This is a genomic window from Enterococcus sp. LJL128 (assembly GCF_056924295.1).
In genome coordinates this window covers 273,813-286,911 of record NZ_JBXPBP010000002.1, presented here as the reverse complement: position 1 = coordinate 286,911, position 13,099 = coordinate 273,813, and the positions used below count along the sequence as shown (strand labels likewise).

The following is a 13,099-nucleotide window of genomic DNA, read 5'->3' as shown; positions in this document are numbered from 1 at the left end:
CCTTTTCTTAATTATTAAAGCGGGCTACATTCAGCTATAGAACTATTTAAACAGCTTGTTTCATCGTATTTTTACCTCTTCATCAGTTACTTGGCTGCCACTCCTATTTACTTAGCTTAATCTACATAATAAATAAAAAACTGCAGACCTTTTAAAAAAGGGCTGCAGCATATTATTAGTTAGCTACTGGATAAACATCTGATATGTATAAATCTGTTTAAATTATACGAAATAATACTGTCATAACTGGCCTTATTGGTAAATGACTATCAATCTGTTTCAATCTGAATAAATGAAAACGTAGGTAAAAACGTAGGTAAAAAGGCGCTGCGAGATTACATATTTTTTATTTTCATTTCGTGAAATATCTCATGCTAGACAAAACGAACAAGAGTTCGTATAATATTTTTCAAGGTGATAGTTATGAGATATGTAAAAACAGTTCATTTAAAAGAAGTAACTTCTGCTTATCAGTATTTCTATAAGAAGAATGTAAAACCGTTTCGGAAATTATCGGCTAATCCAGTTTTTATTGATAATATTGTATATAACATCTGGACGTTTAACTCTAGAAGTACACGGGATTACATCACTGCATTCCCTATTGAACAAGCTGATCACTTTCATATTTTTGAATTAACGATTGAAGAAAAAGTGACTAAATATTTCTTTAAGAAAGTGAATAAGTTATCTGATTTTTCAACAAAGGAAATAAAGCGTGATACAACATTAACAGAATTAAAAAAGATAATGGAGGAAGCCAAAAATGACTAAAAGAGGTGCAACGGGAGTTGAAAAAATAATAAAGAAGGTTGAAAAATCAGCCTTCTTTATTATTTTTATTATCTGTATCCTCAGCTCAAGTAGAATGATATCAAAAAGACTCTTCTATCATTTTTAATTTTAAATTGAATTTTTCTGACTTTGGTATCCATTGTCTATAAAGAATCTCTTTTACTGAAGCTATACATTTTAACTTTGAATTTAGAACTATGGAAAATATTGCTTCAACACTTTTGTTTACAATTTTACCTTTGTAGTAATACCTAAATAGTTCAAAAATATTTGTGGGCAATAAACATTGAGAGCATACCTCTGAGACTATATTTGGAAAAAGATTTTGTTGTATCTTATCTAAATTGGAAGTAATGTAATTAATCAACCTCTCGTCTATTGTTCGACCAACTGCTTCTGGTATCTTCCCATTTATTATAGGCTCTATATTTATTTTAGAACAAAATAATGCATATTCTTGAGGTTTAATCAATTTCGTATTAGTATCTCCCTTAAAATGAAGTTCTCGAAATATATTAAGATGATACAAGTATATAAAGTTTTCATTTATATCAAATTGATTAATTTTTTGCAAAATATCATTCAGTTCATACTTTTCTCTTTTTGGGTAAGAACAAACTAGAAATTGTTCAAAAATTTCATCATCAAACAAATAATTTTCTAATTCGAAATAATCGTAATAAAATACATTTTCATCTACTAAATTATCATTTAAGAGAAAATCATAGTCCCTATCAAGTAATACTTTTATATTGACTCCAAATTTATCTTTCATATTATTATAACTTTCTATAGCATTTCTTTTACCATCGAAAACAATATCTTCATCCAGTATTGATGCTCTTCTAATTTCAAAGGGCGGAGTTTTTGATAATAACCTGTAATATGTCTCAATAACTGTCTCATCATCTGCACCTTCAACTAAAAGAATATTTTGAGAAATAGGAATATCAAAAAATTCCAAGCCTATTTCATCAATTTCCAAAGTTCGTGGTATAGAACTTCCTTCTTGAATTAAATTTTCATGCTTACTCATCAAAACTGTTCCTCCACTAATTTAAACACACTGGACTTTAAAGACTTATTAATAACATATGGTGAGTGAGTAGCCGTTAGTATTGAAATGTTACTCTTTTCTGTTAGACTATTGAGAAGTGTGTTTTGCCATTTGGGATGTAACGATAGTTCAGGTTCATCTATAATGACTAAAGAAGGTTCATCGGTTGGCAAATGGAGTGCGCAGTATACGAAAAAAGTAAATAATTGTTTTTCTCCAGTTGAAAGCTTCCCAAAATTTATTTTATTTCCGTTTTTTCTAATTGTAAATTCATTATTTTTATGTCTATCCAAACTCAATTTCCCATTGCTAAATTTAGATATATTATCAGATATATATTTGTAATTTTTTAACTTATTAGTGAGTCTATTTTGGTAATTTTGATACAGACTTTCAAGTACAGATAGATAAGTTGTTCCAGTATCTTGCAAGTCCATTAGCCTAAAAATGAGTCTTTTCACTTCAATATCATCTAAATCTACATCTTCTATAGTTTGATTTTTTTCTTTCAATTCCTTCATTATTTCCCTTGCTTCATTATTCTTTTCTTGATAATCCACTGAAAAACTATGAATAGCATCTTCATCTATTTTCAATTCCAATGTAGAATTTAAATTAGCCAACATATCAAAAATTCCTCGTTCTGGAGCAGATCGAAACAATTCTATGGTCCCATCGCTATCCATAATAATTTTTATAACTTCTTTTACAAAACTTTTCAATAAGTCATCTAAATTTTCTGATACAAACTCATTTATTTCTTGTGTGTATGTTTCCAAATTATTTACTATGTCGTCATTAGAAATACCAACCACCCTGCGATTTCTTGGTCTTTTTCTTTCAATAGAATAGGGATTTTGATGATTATGCGGTCCTAATATAGATTCTATTGGATATCCCAAATACGCCTCCATATCTATATCCACTCTCCTGTATGTTGGAAAATATAGAATTGACTCTTTTATTTTTTGTAGCACATCCCAGATATCAAACATTCCTATTCCGTCAACAACATCACTTAGTTGTTCGACTGTATCGAAATATAGCGGTGAATCCTCCATCTCAAAGTCCCAAACTTTTTGATTAGCTTCTATACGTAATAACGCGATTTGGTTTTCATCAAAAGAATTCATTTTTGAAAAAACAAATAAAATGTCCTCTCTGTCTTCCATATAATATTTAATAGAAAGACTTTTAAAAGGTGCTTTCTTTTCACATTTAACAGTTATTTTTTCTAACAACTCATATTCTTTTTTAAATGTTATATCTACTGTTTTGAAATCGAAATCGAATAAATCGTTTATATCACCCACTAAGATACTGTAGAGAATATTCAAAATAGTTGTCTTACCATTTCCATTATCTCCTGTAATAATTAGAATGTTCTTATCCATTTGTAAATGAACATTTTTTTCTCCAAAAAGATTTTTTATATCAACGTTTTTTAACATCTACACATTTCCTTTCTTTCTATCATTCTAATCCTATAACATAAATATAAAACAAAAATAGTTAAAAAGAAAGTACAAAAAGAACAGGATAGGATTTGAACCTATATTCTCTTGAATTACCATCAAGCGCATTCCTGTCTGCCACCTGTTCTCAATCAAATAATACCTTTTTTTCTTTGATCCAACCTCTCAAAAAACTCCCGATTAACTTTCACTTTTCCAACTGAATCAACACTGTAAAAAAATCGTTATTCAAGATCTTGTTGAAGCACCCAACTGTGAATCTCTTTTAGAAGATATGCTCTTTTAGAATTCGGATTATTTACAGTTTTCACTTGCTGAACAGTATAGGTCTTATTCTTAACCCAAGACGGAATACGTTCTAAAGTTTGGTATTGTGTAGCGTGATTCAATAATTTTACTTTTTGACCTACTGCAAAACCGTTGCTAGTGCTTCCTGCAGCAAGTCGCCAGACCTCGATATAGTTCGGACGTTGTACAGCATAGTAGTTATTCCAAACGTGCTCAGAAACAGCAGTACCTGGATTGCCGCCAGTCCAATAGTCAACACTGATAAATCTAATTGAATCTTTCATAACGCCAACATGACCACCAGCGCCACCGCTTGTTGACATATCATTTCCCCAGCTCATTAGAATGATATCTCCCGCTTCTGCATCCCAATCCTGATTTACAGAAATTCGTTTGTATCCATTTTTTTGTAAATAGCCAGCTAAGGTTACTGTACTATAAAGATAATCATAAGGAACAGCACCAGCATCTCTAATGATTTAAACACATACTCATCTTTCTGTTTGAACAGCAAGCCGCAAGTAGTAAAATCTCGAACACTCCCAAAGTCAAATGCCCCGATTGGAACTCCTTTCAAGTCAAAGAATTCTCTGTTTGTTGCAGTCATCTCTTCCCTGGTCGCAACAGAATTTTCCATATTGTCCTCAAGGAAATTCATTCTTTTCGTAACAAAAGACGAACGACCAGAAGGCTCAGTTGCCAGCTTTCTATATTGCTTTAAAACTTTTGTGAAAAGTCGTTTTCCACGTTTATTCATGGGTTCCTGCAGAGCAGGGTTTGCTTTTGCCCAAATTTTTGGATTATCCATTTCTTCAATGCTGTCTAGCTCACAAATAAACGGGAATGTCCCTCTAAATGGAACTAAGCCATTAAGAACATCCTCACATTCTCTATATTTGATATCAAAGTAGCCTTCTCTAACAAATCCTTTTGTTCCAATAAAGAATTGTCTTCCACAATCAACTTTTCCTAGCCCGCCAGAAAATACATCAACAATTTCTGTGTTCTCCATCTCATGAATTTCATCATATATAACTGCACCCTCACGTCCTCCATCCTGAGAACTTGCATTGCTTGTTTTATATTCAAAAACACTCTGAGTCGTTCGACTTGTTATGCTACTTTTATATGCTTCGAATTCTTCTGCTAAATCTTCGTTACCCTTTTTGGTGATTACTCGGTAGCATTCTGTAAAACTTCTCTTCGCTTGTTTTTCTGAGTTAGCAACAATGGAGACATCATAATAATCGATGCCATGTAGTGGACTGATAAAATAATTTGCTAATGTGGAGATAAAACCATTTTTACCTCCACCACGCCCCATAGTTATCAGGAACTCATCAAAGACTATTTCGTCATCTTCTTTGTAAAACAAAAAGATGAATGGAGCAATAAACGTCTCCCACTCATCTAATTCAAAATACCATTTTTCACTGAAGGTAATATAGTCTTAAATCTGTTCATCATCAAAATAAAAAAGATCATCCCTTGGTAAAATTTCGGCTTCTATTAATTTAACTAGCTGTTCTCTTTTTTTATTGAGTATTATCTCTCCAGACTTCCATTTGGAGATATATGCTTCTACATACTTATTTTTTAACATGGCTATCTACCCAGCAACTTGGATTTATTATCTGTTTTCTTTCCTTTACTGGCTGGAAGAAGTTCAGTGAGCTGCTTAATGATAAGTTGATAGCTTTTATCCCGATTGTCATAGTTTTCTGAAATTGGCCTTCTTCGGTCATAAGGCTCTTGGTCCTTACTTTGACTGAATTTTTCATATTCTCCATTTTCAAGAATATCTTTCCAATTATCATCTAGCAAAATTCTTAGTCTGGCAGCCTGAACGATTAACCCTTGGACCAGTTCCCTAGATTGGGAAGGGATATCTTCGAACAAATTTCCAATCCGTCTAATTTCTTTTTCCACTCGGTTCTCAGTATCCTCGATTGTATCGTTTAATAGATAAATTAACGATACATCCAAGTTATCTGCAATGACTCTTAATTTATCCAAACTTGGTGAATTTTTCCCATTTTCAATACTCGAATAATAATTATTAGAAAGCCCACATTTCTTAGCAAACTCAAGCTGTGTCCAACCTTTTGCAATTCTTTTTTTCCTCATTCTTGAGCCAATTTCCTTTTTGTTCAAATCAATCACCTTCCTTCTCTACTCCCCCTGGAGGGGGGGAGGGTAACTTTTTCATGTTGCATTTGAAGAATTAACCCCATCCACCGGTTTCCCGATTCGAAAATTTCGAGCTAAAATATTTGGTGGGGGGTATCAGTCATCCAAATCAAATCTGTATTCGTGGCTCTTTTGACTCCACAAGCATTTCTCACAAACTAAATCACCATCTGTCAACAGTTCAACCCGAACCCGATTACAATGTTCACAGGCTTCTCCTGTATACTTGATTGCTTCTGTTCCATCTACCACCATTCATCACTCCATTTCTTTTTCTTGTTGTTCCCTCTGTAATTGAATCGGCCATGCCGCTTATTGTGACAGTCCTTGCATAATGTTCTTAGGTTGTTTATATCCAATGCCAACTCTGGATATGAATCCAACTCTTTAATATAATCTACTTCTAGAATAGAGATAGCTTCTGTTGTAACCCTTCCTTCTTCTTTGCACCATGTACATTCAAAATCATCAACTGCCAATCTCTCCTGCCTTAGCTTTTTCCATTCAGAGGAACCATAAAATTTTGCTCTTGCCGCCTTAGTTGATACATCAATCATTGCTATTCTTATATACTGTTTGACTGGCATAGTGCTTTATATAGAGCTTTTGAATTTCTGTCACCTTATCCAGTGGTGTCTTTACTCCATTCGCTGTCTTACTAGTCACATTGATATCTACATTAAATTCTTTTAGCTTTTGCTGATTGTGTGGTTCATTCAATACATCCTTCATGACTGAAAAAAGAACAGCAGCTGTTTCTTCAACCGTCACACCGTATAGACCAATAATCTCTTTTATAGCTGCAGCAATATGGTCTAGGTTTTTTTCTTCTCTTATTTTTTGTACTTCGTCAATGTGTTTCAACTTCTTCACCTCTAAATCTATGTAATAAAAAAAGACCGCATAAGCGATCTAATCTGTTTATAAAAAGACCACGGTTAAGAGGTCTTAAAATCAATTATAGTTCGAAATCCAAATCTCCATAAGTAACCTGATTGGTCCCTTTTTTTGTAATTGCAGCATTTACTCCAAATCGGTAGGTTACTGGTGCTGCTGAATAATTAGTTATTTCAAACTCTAAATACCCTGTAAAATAATTAATGTAGTTGCTGTTAGTTAGTATATATCCATCTGAACTGTATGTGAAATCTTCTTCGTATTCCCCGTATCGTCCAAACCCCTTAGGTCTTCTATAACTAAAAGATTCTTTCTCTCCAGATACTGTTGCATACTTGAGTACAAACACAGAACAGTGAGTTTCATTATTCATAGCAAAGAAACTAATTTTATCAGATTCTCCTGAAGCTAAAGTAACTTCTTTAATCATAGGTGTGGCTCTTACTTCTGGTCTAAGTATTTCACTCGCACTTGCCACTTCACTACCACCAACAAACAAAATAAACAAACTGAAAACCAATAGTAAAACTTTTCTTTTCATAAAAAACTTCCTTTCTTATTATAAGATATATTAATATTAACATTTAGAAAGTTTTTCTACAACAACATCTTTGTCACTATTGATATAAGTGGTCATACACTTTTTTTTACACTCATGGATTGTTGTAAAAGTGTAGATTAATTAAGGGAGGTTGATGAGGCCTCCTTTGAACAAGTCATTATTTTTTTGGTGCAATCCATGAGCGAAAATAAGTTAAACATCAGCATGAAGCTTTCCTGTTTTGTGTGTCCTTCTCTGTGATGATTAACTATGTAAGAAAAACAGCCGCAAGACTACAAATGGCTCTCTATACATAGCAGCGAAATGTAATGTACGAACTGTTTTATACTTGTTGCATGATACCAGTTTATACCCTTTTTCCTTATTAAAACCGCAAAATAACCGTAAAAAAACCGTAATTTTTAAGAGGGTTCATATACTAGCAACTCGCCTTGTCTATATGCCTCAGCAAATTCAAGCAGCGCCTGCGCTTTTAACTTTTCGATACTACTTAAACTGTAATACACCACTTCCCACTGTCCTAGCTCTCCCTCTCGGAAAGTTTTGATAGTGTTTGTAAGCTTAACGTTGCTGTGTCTGTTCGGCACACAATAGGAATAATAAAGAATATCCTTTGATAAATCAGATAGTGATTTCAACGCTTTTACAATATCGATTATTTCTAGTACATAGCGATTCGTTCCCCCTATATCTGAGCTGCTCACATCCTCTAACATTCGAATCATTTTGTTTTCCGTATTATTTCGATTATTTGAACTCTTTGGCATATCTGAAAACTCAGGCGATTTAATAGAATCAACCGAGATCCCTGTGATACGCTGCAAGCTCCTGCATTTCTTTAGAACTTTTCTAACCTCAGCCTTTGTTTCATCTTCGTTCAGCTCTGGTACTAAAGTCATCATCAAATCGCCTCTTTCTTATTAGTCTTTCTCCATAAAATACACTATTCCTATCACGCTTATGACAAATACAAAAAATAACAAGGTAACGCCTCCCCCTACAATGCTTCCGTCTGTTAAATATAGCAGTGTAATTAAAGCAATCAACATAAGCAAGCCGCTTGAGATAATAAATAATACTTTGTTATAGACTTCAAAAGTTGACGAATTTTGTTGTTAGTCATTTTTCTGTCCTTTCTCTCTAAACGCTAAATAGATAAACTCTGCCGCAATGCTGATTATCAGGAAAGCGGCTAATATGATGTCTCGTGTCATTGCGTTTTCTCCTATTAATATAGTATTTGCATCCTCACTTTGGTATCATTAAAAGAAAAGGAGGTTTTTATTTTTATGTCCGATTATGATCGTGGTATGTTTATTGTAAATGATTTCAACAGATACTTAGGAGCCAAGCGGGATGGTGGTTTAAAGATGTCTGTTTTTGATGAAATTGGAAATCAAATTTCTTCTATTGGTAGTGTATTTGATGGCAATCTCATAGAATTAAAACTAAAGAATGGTACTTCGAGAATTATCCACCATTCGAATTTTGATTTAACAATTAAGTTTGTCTAGTTCCCTTATGGGAACTTTTTTTATTTTATAATTTAGTATTCGTTTCATATATTTGAAAGGAGTAAAGAGCTCTTTCTGCTGGCCAGCAAACCTCCAGCTCCTTTCTGTATGTTATAATCTTGATGTTAAGCAAAGAATTGTTGAGGTGTAGCATGAAAAAAGAAAAACGAAATGTAAGAAAATTGAATATTAAAATAAAGATTCTCATTGGAATCATCATTTTAGGGCTTATCTCTGATCTTGCTCTAAATATAAGTAGAACAAAAACATTGTTCTATTTCTCCAGAAGAGGAAGATATAGTAACTATACTAGTATTTTCGCCGCAATCTCGCTTTCGATATTTTTAACGACTACATATTATCTAATTATTCATTATGATCGATTAACACATAAAGAAAAATTACGTTATTTTGCGACTTCTCTAACTACTTTTTCACTATTCGCATATTTCGTATTTAACATCATTACATTTTTGTAGCAACCACTTCAAGTTCTTCGGCTGTCATGATTAAGTTAACTTCTGCCATTTCTGCTATTGTACGCTTAAAATTAGAAATTTTTACACGCACATAACCAGACGAAGTATTATGACCAGCGATAATGAATTGATTATCATATTCTATTAAATCACCTGCTTTGATTTCATCCATCTTTCTTCCTTTACCAAACTCAAATGATAGATTTGTTCAGCTGCTTTATAAACATACACGTCAGCCGTTGCATGCTGAATGTCAAAAGCTAAGTCATTAATCTTCTTTAGCAGTTCTTTCTGTTCTGTCATTGTTTATCCTCCAGTTCCAATACCCAGCCACAAAATATTTGCATAACTTTTACAAACTCATTGTTTGATAGCTGAAATGATTCTGTATCAACAAAAGTATTATAAATTGCTGTTTCTGCTGATTTATCTATTTTGAAATTTGCTCTTAGATCGTATAAGAAGCTCTCTTGATTCTCATTAAGTTTCGCCATTAGTCAGTCCTCCTAGACTTCCGTTGATGCTAATAAAAACGGAACATCGAATAGTGTCTTTCCAGCAACTCGTCTGTTGATTTACATTCATCACGTGATTTAGATACTTTCGATGCTCTTCTGACAGTGATTAAGATTGAGAGATAGCTTTTAGCTATCCCTGCTCCTCCTGCCCTTTCAGCATTAATCCCTCTTCTTTCAGAAATTCTTGTGGGGAATCATATGCATCTTTATTTACATATTTGATACTTTTAACATCACCATCTTTGATCTCGTTATATCGATTTACTAAAGGAAATCGGAGATGAGAACATTGCAAATTTATTGAATGAAGAAGTTAATTTTTTACTTTATAAGTTTAAGAAACCAGAAATTAGTTTCATCAAAGATCATTAATTAATAGTTTGGAGTTGATAATTTGGAGAAAATTGTTATTGGTAGAATGATTCGCTTTTTTTTAGATCAAAATAATATGACTATGAAGCAACTTGGAGAGAAACTTGGCAAGACAGAAAGTACCATCTCGAAATGGGTCAAAGGTTCAAGTTTACCATACCTTAAGGATGTATCAAAAATGACTACTATTTTCAACACCTCCATTTATTCACTTGTTTATGGGCAACAATTTAAAATATCAGGAACTAATTCTTTTAAAATAATATTAGACAATGAATCTAATTCTCAAAAAAGATTAAGGCAAGTTATGAATGAACGATGCTTGAGACAAACAGACATTTTAGAATTGTCAAAATCTTATCAAGAAAAATTTGGAATCAAGATGGGAAAAAGTGCATTATCACAATATGTTTATGGTATCCAATCTCCAGATCAACATAGAATATATTTATTAGCAAAAACGTTGAATGTTAGTGAGCCTTGGTTAATGGGATATGATGTTCCGAGGGAAAGAATTCCGTATGATTATTCTACAGAGGATATTGTAACTGAGCTTGTTAGTGAAGATATTAATAATTATGTATCCATAACGAACAAGTTATCAAAACTTAGTGATAAAGAAGTAAAGATAGTTGAAAACTTAATAGATTCACTGTTACAAAATAAGTAGTGTTATCGGGAGATTCGATTACACTACTTATAAAAAGCCAATCGGCACCGCTAATGCCAATTAGCTTAATGTCTTCATTTTCATGAGTATTGACAAATATATTATATCATGAAAAGAGGGAAAACATTGTTTGACATTGAACATTTGGGAGTCATTATATCTGCTATCGCACTAGGAGGAACAATTCTTTACAACGTTGTTACACATCTTAATTTTTCAACAATTGAAATCGCATTTCTGACTACGAAAGAAAAAATCTTGACATTATTTATTAGGACAACTGTCATTTTTATTTTATTTTTAATTTTCCTTATACTGACAGCTTACTTCGTTTATGAGAATAAATTAGGAGACGCGTTTGTTGCATTTTTATACTCGTTACTACTAATATTTATGGTATATCGCTCAATTACTGTTTACCATGTATATTTTTTTGACAATGAAACCCTTATTAGAATTATATCTAGACTAGATGATAATTATATACTTGTAGATATTCTTGATGAAAATGGTTACAAACGGAAATTGATTTCAATTAATACAATTGAAAATAAAAGGCTATACAGCTCTAAAGAAAATCTAATGAACAAGGAATACAATATTGAAAATATAAAGAAAGCTTTTAAAATAGACATCATTGAACAATAATAATGAAAGGAGTGATGCTACTTTTATTTCCTTAAACATCTCGCAGCGCCTAACTGAAGATGAAAGGATAATAATAATGGCAAGCTTTGAAGAATATACAAAAAAGAATGGTGAAAAATTATGGAGGTTCCACACTTATTTAGGTGTTGACCCATCAACAGGAAAACAAATCCGTACCACAAGAGGGAAATTTAAAAGAAAAAAAGATGCTGTGCTCGCTGAAAAAAGACTTCAGAACGAAGTAATTGAGAATGGCTTCAGCAAACCCACTGCAACGACTTTTAACGAAGTGTACGAGCTATGGCTTGTAAGTTATAAAAGTACAGTGAAAGAAGCGACTAGTATAGCGACAGAGCGTTATATGCAAATACACGTCTTGCCTATCTTTAAAAATCAATCAATTGACAAGATTAATCTTAAACAAGCGCAAGCAGCTGTTAATAAATGGGCTGAAAAACTTCAAGTATATAACGTTGTTTTACAATACGTCATTCAAATAATGAATTACGCCATTAATTTAGAATTAATTAATAGTAATCCATTTGAACATGTAATACGACCGGCAAAAAAAATGAAAAATAAAGAAAAGCAACTAAAAACTTATGATCTAGAACAGCTAAAGATTCTATTTAGATATCTGGACAAAAAAGTAAATAGTATCTCAGATAGCAGTTCTTCTTTAAAGTATTTTGCTGAGTATGATCGCATCTTATACAGGTTCTTAACATACACTGGCTTACGTGGTGGTGAAGCTTCGGCTTTGATGTGGAATGACATAAACTTTACCGAAAAGACTGTAACTATCAACAAAACCATGTCTCAAACAAAAACTGGATTTACTGTTTCATCACCAAAAACAAAGAGCTCATATAGAACGATTAGTATAGATGATAAAACACTTCGCATGCTTAAGAGTTGGCAACTTCGACAAAAGGAAATGCTATTTGCTAACCGAATCAATAACAATGAAATTGTATTTCCAACAATTGATGGCCAGCACAATACTCGGCAAGGTCTCTATCAACGATCTAGTCGGATTGCTAAAAAAGCTGGATTGCCAAATATTGGTACTCACGGTTTCAGGCATACACACGCTTCACTACTATTTGAAGCTGGTGCAAGCATGAAAGAAGCACAAGAACGTCTTGGTCATAGCTCTATAAGTATGACAATGGACATATATACTCATGTTACGAAAAAGACTAGAAAAGAGACTGCAGAAAAGTTGGAAAGATTTGCTAATTTGTGAAGAACGTAGGTAAAAACGTAGGTAAAAATTATAATAGCAAAACAAAAAGGCTAGAACCCTTACACAACAAGGATTCTAGCCTATTAAAAAATATTAGTTAGCTACTGGATAAACAGAAACCTGCTTTTTGTCGCGGCCTTTACGTTCGAAACGTACAACTCCGTCAACTTTTGCAAATAATGTGTCGTCTCCCCCGATACCAACATTTACACCTGGGTAAATTTTAGTTCCGCGTTGACGGTATAAAATAGAACCACCTGTAACTGTTTGGCCATCAGCACTCTTTGCGCCTAAACGTTTAGATTCTGAATCACGTCCGTTGGAAGTAGAACCTCCACCTTTTTTATGGGCAAAAAATTGTAAATTCATTTTCAACATATGTCTG

General features: G+C 32.9%; 19 protein-coding genes and 1 tRNA gene. 5 read left to right on the top strand and 15 right to left on the bottom strand.

What is annotated here, in order from left to right; translation table 11 throughout:
* The first annotated feature begins 423 nt into the window (after positions 1–423).
* A complete protein-coding gene (locus tag AC1Z3K_RS04360; protein WP_461731965.1) occupies positions 424–774 on the top strand; it encodes a hypothetical protein in 351 nt (116 codons plus the stop codon).
* A 100-nt stretch (positions 775–874) separates the two neighbouring features.
* On the opposite strand, the gene AC1Z3K_RS04355 is transcribed toward AC1Z3K_RS04360, so the two are convergent.
* From AC1Z3K_RS04355 to AC1Z3K_RS04305, 11 genes are all read right to left on the bottom strand, one after another.
* Positions 875–1,831 (bottom strand): hypothetical protein, encoded by a 957-nt coding sequence (locus tag AC1Z3K_RS04355; protein ID WP_426081310.1) that lies wholly within the window; start codon positions 1,829–1,831, stop codon positions 875–877.
* Complete coding sequence (locus AC1Z3K_RS04350) at positions 1,831–3,303, bottom strand: AAA family ATPase (RefSeq protein ID WP_426081309.1); 1,473 nt, start codon at positions 3,301–3,303, stop codon at positions 1,831–1,833. The genes AC1Z3K_RS04355 and AC1Z3K_RS04350 overlap by 1 nt, the downstream gene beginning before the upstream one ends.
* 80 nt (positions 3,304–3,383) lie before the next feature.
* A tRNA-Tyr gene (locus tag AC1Z3K_RS04345) sits at positions 3,384–3,454 on the bottom strand.
* A 97-nt stretch (positions 3,455–3,551) separates the two neighbouring features.
* A complete protein-coding gene (locus AC1Z3K_RS04340) occupies positions 3,552–4,091 on the bottom strand; it encodes a peptidoglycan amidohydrolase family protein (RefSeq protein ID WP_461732064.1) in 540 nt (179 codons plus the stop codon).
* Positions 4,043–5,059: a terminase large subunit domain-containing protein gene (locus AC1Z3K_RS04335; RefSeq protein WP_461732063.1), complete on the bottom strand. Its 1,017-nt coding sequence runs from the start codon at positions 5,057–5,059 to the stop codon at positions 4,043–4,045. The genes AC1Z3K_RS04340 and AC1Z3K_RS04335 overlap by 49 nt, the downstream gene beginning before the upstream one ends.
* A 161-nt stretch (positions 5,060–5,220) precedes the next feature.
* Positions 5,221–5,778 (bottom strand): helix-turn-helix domain-containing protein, encoded by a 558-nt coding sequence (locus tag AC1Z3K_RS04330; protein WP_461731964.1) that lies wholly within the window; start codon positions 5,776–5,778, stop codon positions 5,221–5,223.
* A 123-nt stretch (positions 5,779–5,901) separates the two neighbouring features.
* Positions 5,902–6,057 (bottom strand): hypothetical protein, encoded by a 156-nt coding sequence (locus AC1Z3K_RS04325; protein WP_461731963.1) that lies wholly within the window; start codon positions 6,055–6,057, stop codon positions 5,902–5,904.
* Positions 6,051–6,362 (bottom strand): HNH endonuclease, encoded by a 312-nt coding sequence (locus AC1Z3K_RS04320; RefSeq protein ID WP_461731962.1) that lies wholly within the window; start codon positions 6,360–6,362, stop codon positions 6,051–6,053. Before AC1Z3K_RS04320 ends, AC1Z3K_RS04325 begins: the two co-directional genes overlap by 7 nt.
* Entirely contained in the window at positions 6,355–6,669 is a 315-nt protein-coding gene (locus tag AC1Z3K_RS04315; protein ID WP_461731961.1) for a hypothetical protein, read from the bottom strand. Before AC1Z3K_RS04315 ends, AC1Z3K_RS04320 begins: the two co-directional genes overlap by 8 nt.
* 94 nt (positions 6,670–6,763) lie before the next feature.
* On the bottom strand, positions 6,764–7,243 hold the full coding sequence (locus AC1Z3K_RS04310) for a hypothetical protein (RefSeq protein ID WP_461731960.1): 480 nt from the start codon (positions 7,241–7,243) through the stop codon (positions 6,764–6,766).
* Positions 7,244–7,665: 422 nt separating this feature from the next.
* A complete protein-coding gene (locus AC1Z3K_RS04305; RefSeq protein ID WP_461731959.1) occupies positions 7,666–8,166 on the bottom strand; it encodes an ArpU family phage packaging/lysis transcriptional regulator in 501 nt (166 codons plus the stop codon).
* Between the two features lie 387 nt (positions 8,167–8,553).
* Between AC1Z3K_RS04305 and AC1Z3K_RS04300 the strand changes: the two genes are divergently transcribed.
* Positions 8,554–8,778, top strand: coding sequence for a hypothetical protein (locus tag AC1Z3K_RS04300; RefSeq protein ID WP_461731846.1), 225 nt, complete (start codon positions 8,554–8,556; stop codon positions 8,776–8,778).
* Between the two features lie 465 nt (positions 8,779–9,243).
* Here AC1Z3K_RS04300 and AC1Z3K_RS04295 read toward each other — a convergent pair whose 3' ends face one another.
* Genes AC1Z3K_RS04295 through AC1Z3K_RS04285 form a run of 3 tightly spaced genes read right to left on the bottom strand, consistent with a single transcriptional unit; the run spans position 9,244 to position 9,751 of the window.
* Entirely contained in the window at positions 9,244–9,429 is a 186-nt protein-coding gene (locus AC1Z3K_RS04295) for a hypothetical protein (RefSeq protein ID WP_461731958.1), read from the bottom strand.
* The gene (locus tag AC1Z3K_RS04290; RefSeq protein WP_461731957.1) at positions 9,402–9,560 is read right to left on the bottom strand and encodes a hypothetical protein; all 159 of its coding nucleotides are present in this window, start codon (positions 9,558–9,560) and stop codon (positions 9,402–9,404) included. The genes AC1Z3K_RS04295 and AC1Z3K_RS04290 overlap by 28 nt, the downstream gene beginning before the upstream one ends.
* Positions 9,557–9,751, bottom strand: a complete 195-nt coding sequence (locus tag AC1Z3K_RS04285) for a hypothetical protein (protein WP_461731956.1) — start codon at positions 9,749–9,751, stop codon at positions 9,557–9,559. The genes AC1Z3K_RS04290 and AC1Z3K_RS04285 overlap by 4 nt, the downstream gene beginning before the upstream one ends.
* Positions 9,752–10,169: 418 nt before the next feature.
* Here AC1Z3K_RS04285 and AC1Z3K_RS04280 point away from each other — a divergent pair, with 418 nt between their 5' ends.
* The 3 genes from AC1Z3K_RS04280 (at position 10,170) to AC1Z3K_RS04270 (ending at position 12,714) form a co-directional block, all read left to right on the top strand.
* Positions 10,170–10,817 (top strand): helix-turn-helix domain-containing protein, encoded by a 648-nt coding sequence (locus AC1Z3K_RS04280; RefSeq protein ID WP_461731955.1) that lies wholly within the window; start codon positions 10,170–10,172, stop codon positions 10,815–10,817.
* A 126-nt stretch (positions 10,818–10,943) separates the two neighbouring features.
* Positions 10,944–11,465: a hypothetical protein gene (locus AC1Z3K_RS04275; RefSeq protein ID WP_461731954.1), complete on the top strand. Its 522-nt coding sequence runs from the start codon at positions 10,944–10,946 to the stop codon at positions 11,463–11,465.
* Positions 11,466–11,541: 76 nt separating this feature from the next.
* Positions 11,542–12,714, top strand: a complete 1,173-nt coding sequence (locus AC1Z3K_RS04270; protein WP_461731953.1) for a tyrosine-type recombinase/integrase — start codon at positions 11,542–11,544, stop codon at positions 12,712–12,714.
* A gap of 93 nt (positions 12,715–12,807) precedes the next feature.
* Here the strand turns inward: AC1Z3K_RS04270 and rpmA are convergent, their stop codons facing one another.
* Positions 12,808–13,092 carry a 50S ribosomal protein L27 gene (gene rpmA, locus AC1Z3K_RS04265; RefSeq protein ID WP_202064294.1) on the bottom strand — a complete coding sequence of 95 codons (285 nt, stop codon included), beginning with the start codon at positions 13,090–13,092 and terminating at the stop codon, positions 12,808–12,810.
* Positions 13,093–13,099: the final 7 nt, after the last annotated feature.

Excerpts from the sequence above, each read along its gene's own strand:
- AC1Z3K_RS04300 (WP_461731846.1), top strand. The coding sequence starts at position 8,554 with ATGTCCGATTATGATCGTGGTATGTTTATTGTAAATGATTTCAACAGA.
- AC1Z3K_RS04355 (WP_426081310.1), bottom strand. The coding sequence starts at position 1,831 with ATGAGTAAGCATGAAAATTTAATTCAAGAAGGAAGTTCTATACCACGA.
- AC1Z3K_RS04320 (WP_461731962.1), bottom strand. The coding sequence starts at position 6,362 with ATGATTGATGTATCAACTAAGGCGGCAAGAGCAAAATTTTATGGTTCC.
- rpmA (WP_202064294.1), bottom strand. The coding sequence starts at position 13,092 with ATGTTGAAAATGAATTTACAATTTTTTGCCCATAAAAAAGGTGGAGGT.
- AC1Z3K_RS04270 (WP_461731953.1), top strand. The coding sequence starts at position 11,542 with ATGGCAAGCTTTGAAGAATATACAAAAAAGAATGGTGAAAAATTATGG.
- AC1Z3K_RS04305 (WP_461731959.1), bottom strand. The coding sequence starts at position 8,166 with ATGATGACTTTAGTACCAGAGCTGAACGAAGATGAAACAAAGGCTGAG.
- AC1Z3K_RS04350 (WP_426081309.1), bottom strand. The coding sequence starts at position 3,303 with ATGTTAAAAAACGTTGATATAAAAAATCTTTTTGGAGAAAAAAATGTT.
- AC1Z3K_RS04285 (WP_461731956.1), bottom strand. The coding sequence starts at position 9,751 with ATGGCGAAACTTAATGAGAATCAAGAGAGCTTCTTATACGATCTAAGA.
- AC1Z3K_RS04360 (WP_461731965.1), top strand. The coding sequence starts at position 424 with ATGAGATATGTAAAAACAGTTCATTTAAAAGAAGTAACTTCTGCTTAT.
- AC1Z3K_RS04295 (WP_461731958.1), bottom strand. The coding sequence starts at position 9,429 with ATGGATGAAATCAAAGCAGGTGATTTAATAGAATATGATAATCAATTC.
- AC1Z3K_RS04310 (WP_461731960.1), bottom strand. The coding sequence starts at position 7,243 with ATGAAAAGAAAAGTTTTACTATTGGTTTTCAGTTTGTTTATTTTGTTT.
- AC1Z3K_RS04290 (WP_461731957.1), bottom strand. The coding sequence starts at position 9,560 with ATGACAGAACAGAAAGAACTGCTAAAGAAGATTAATGACTTAGCTTTT.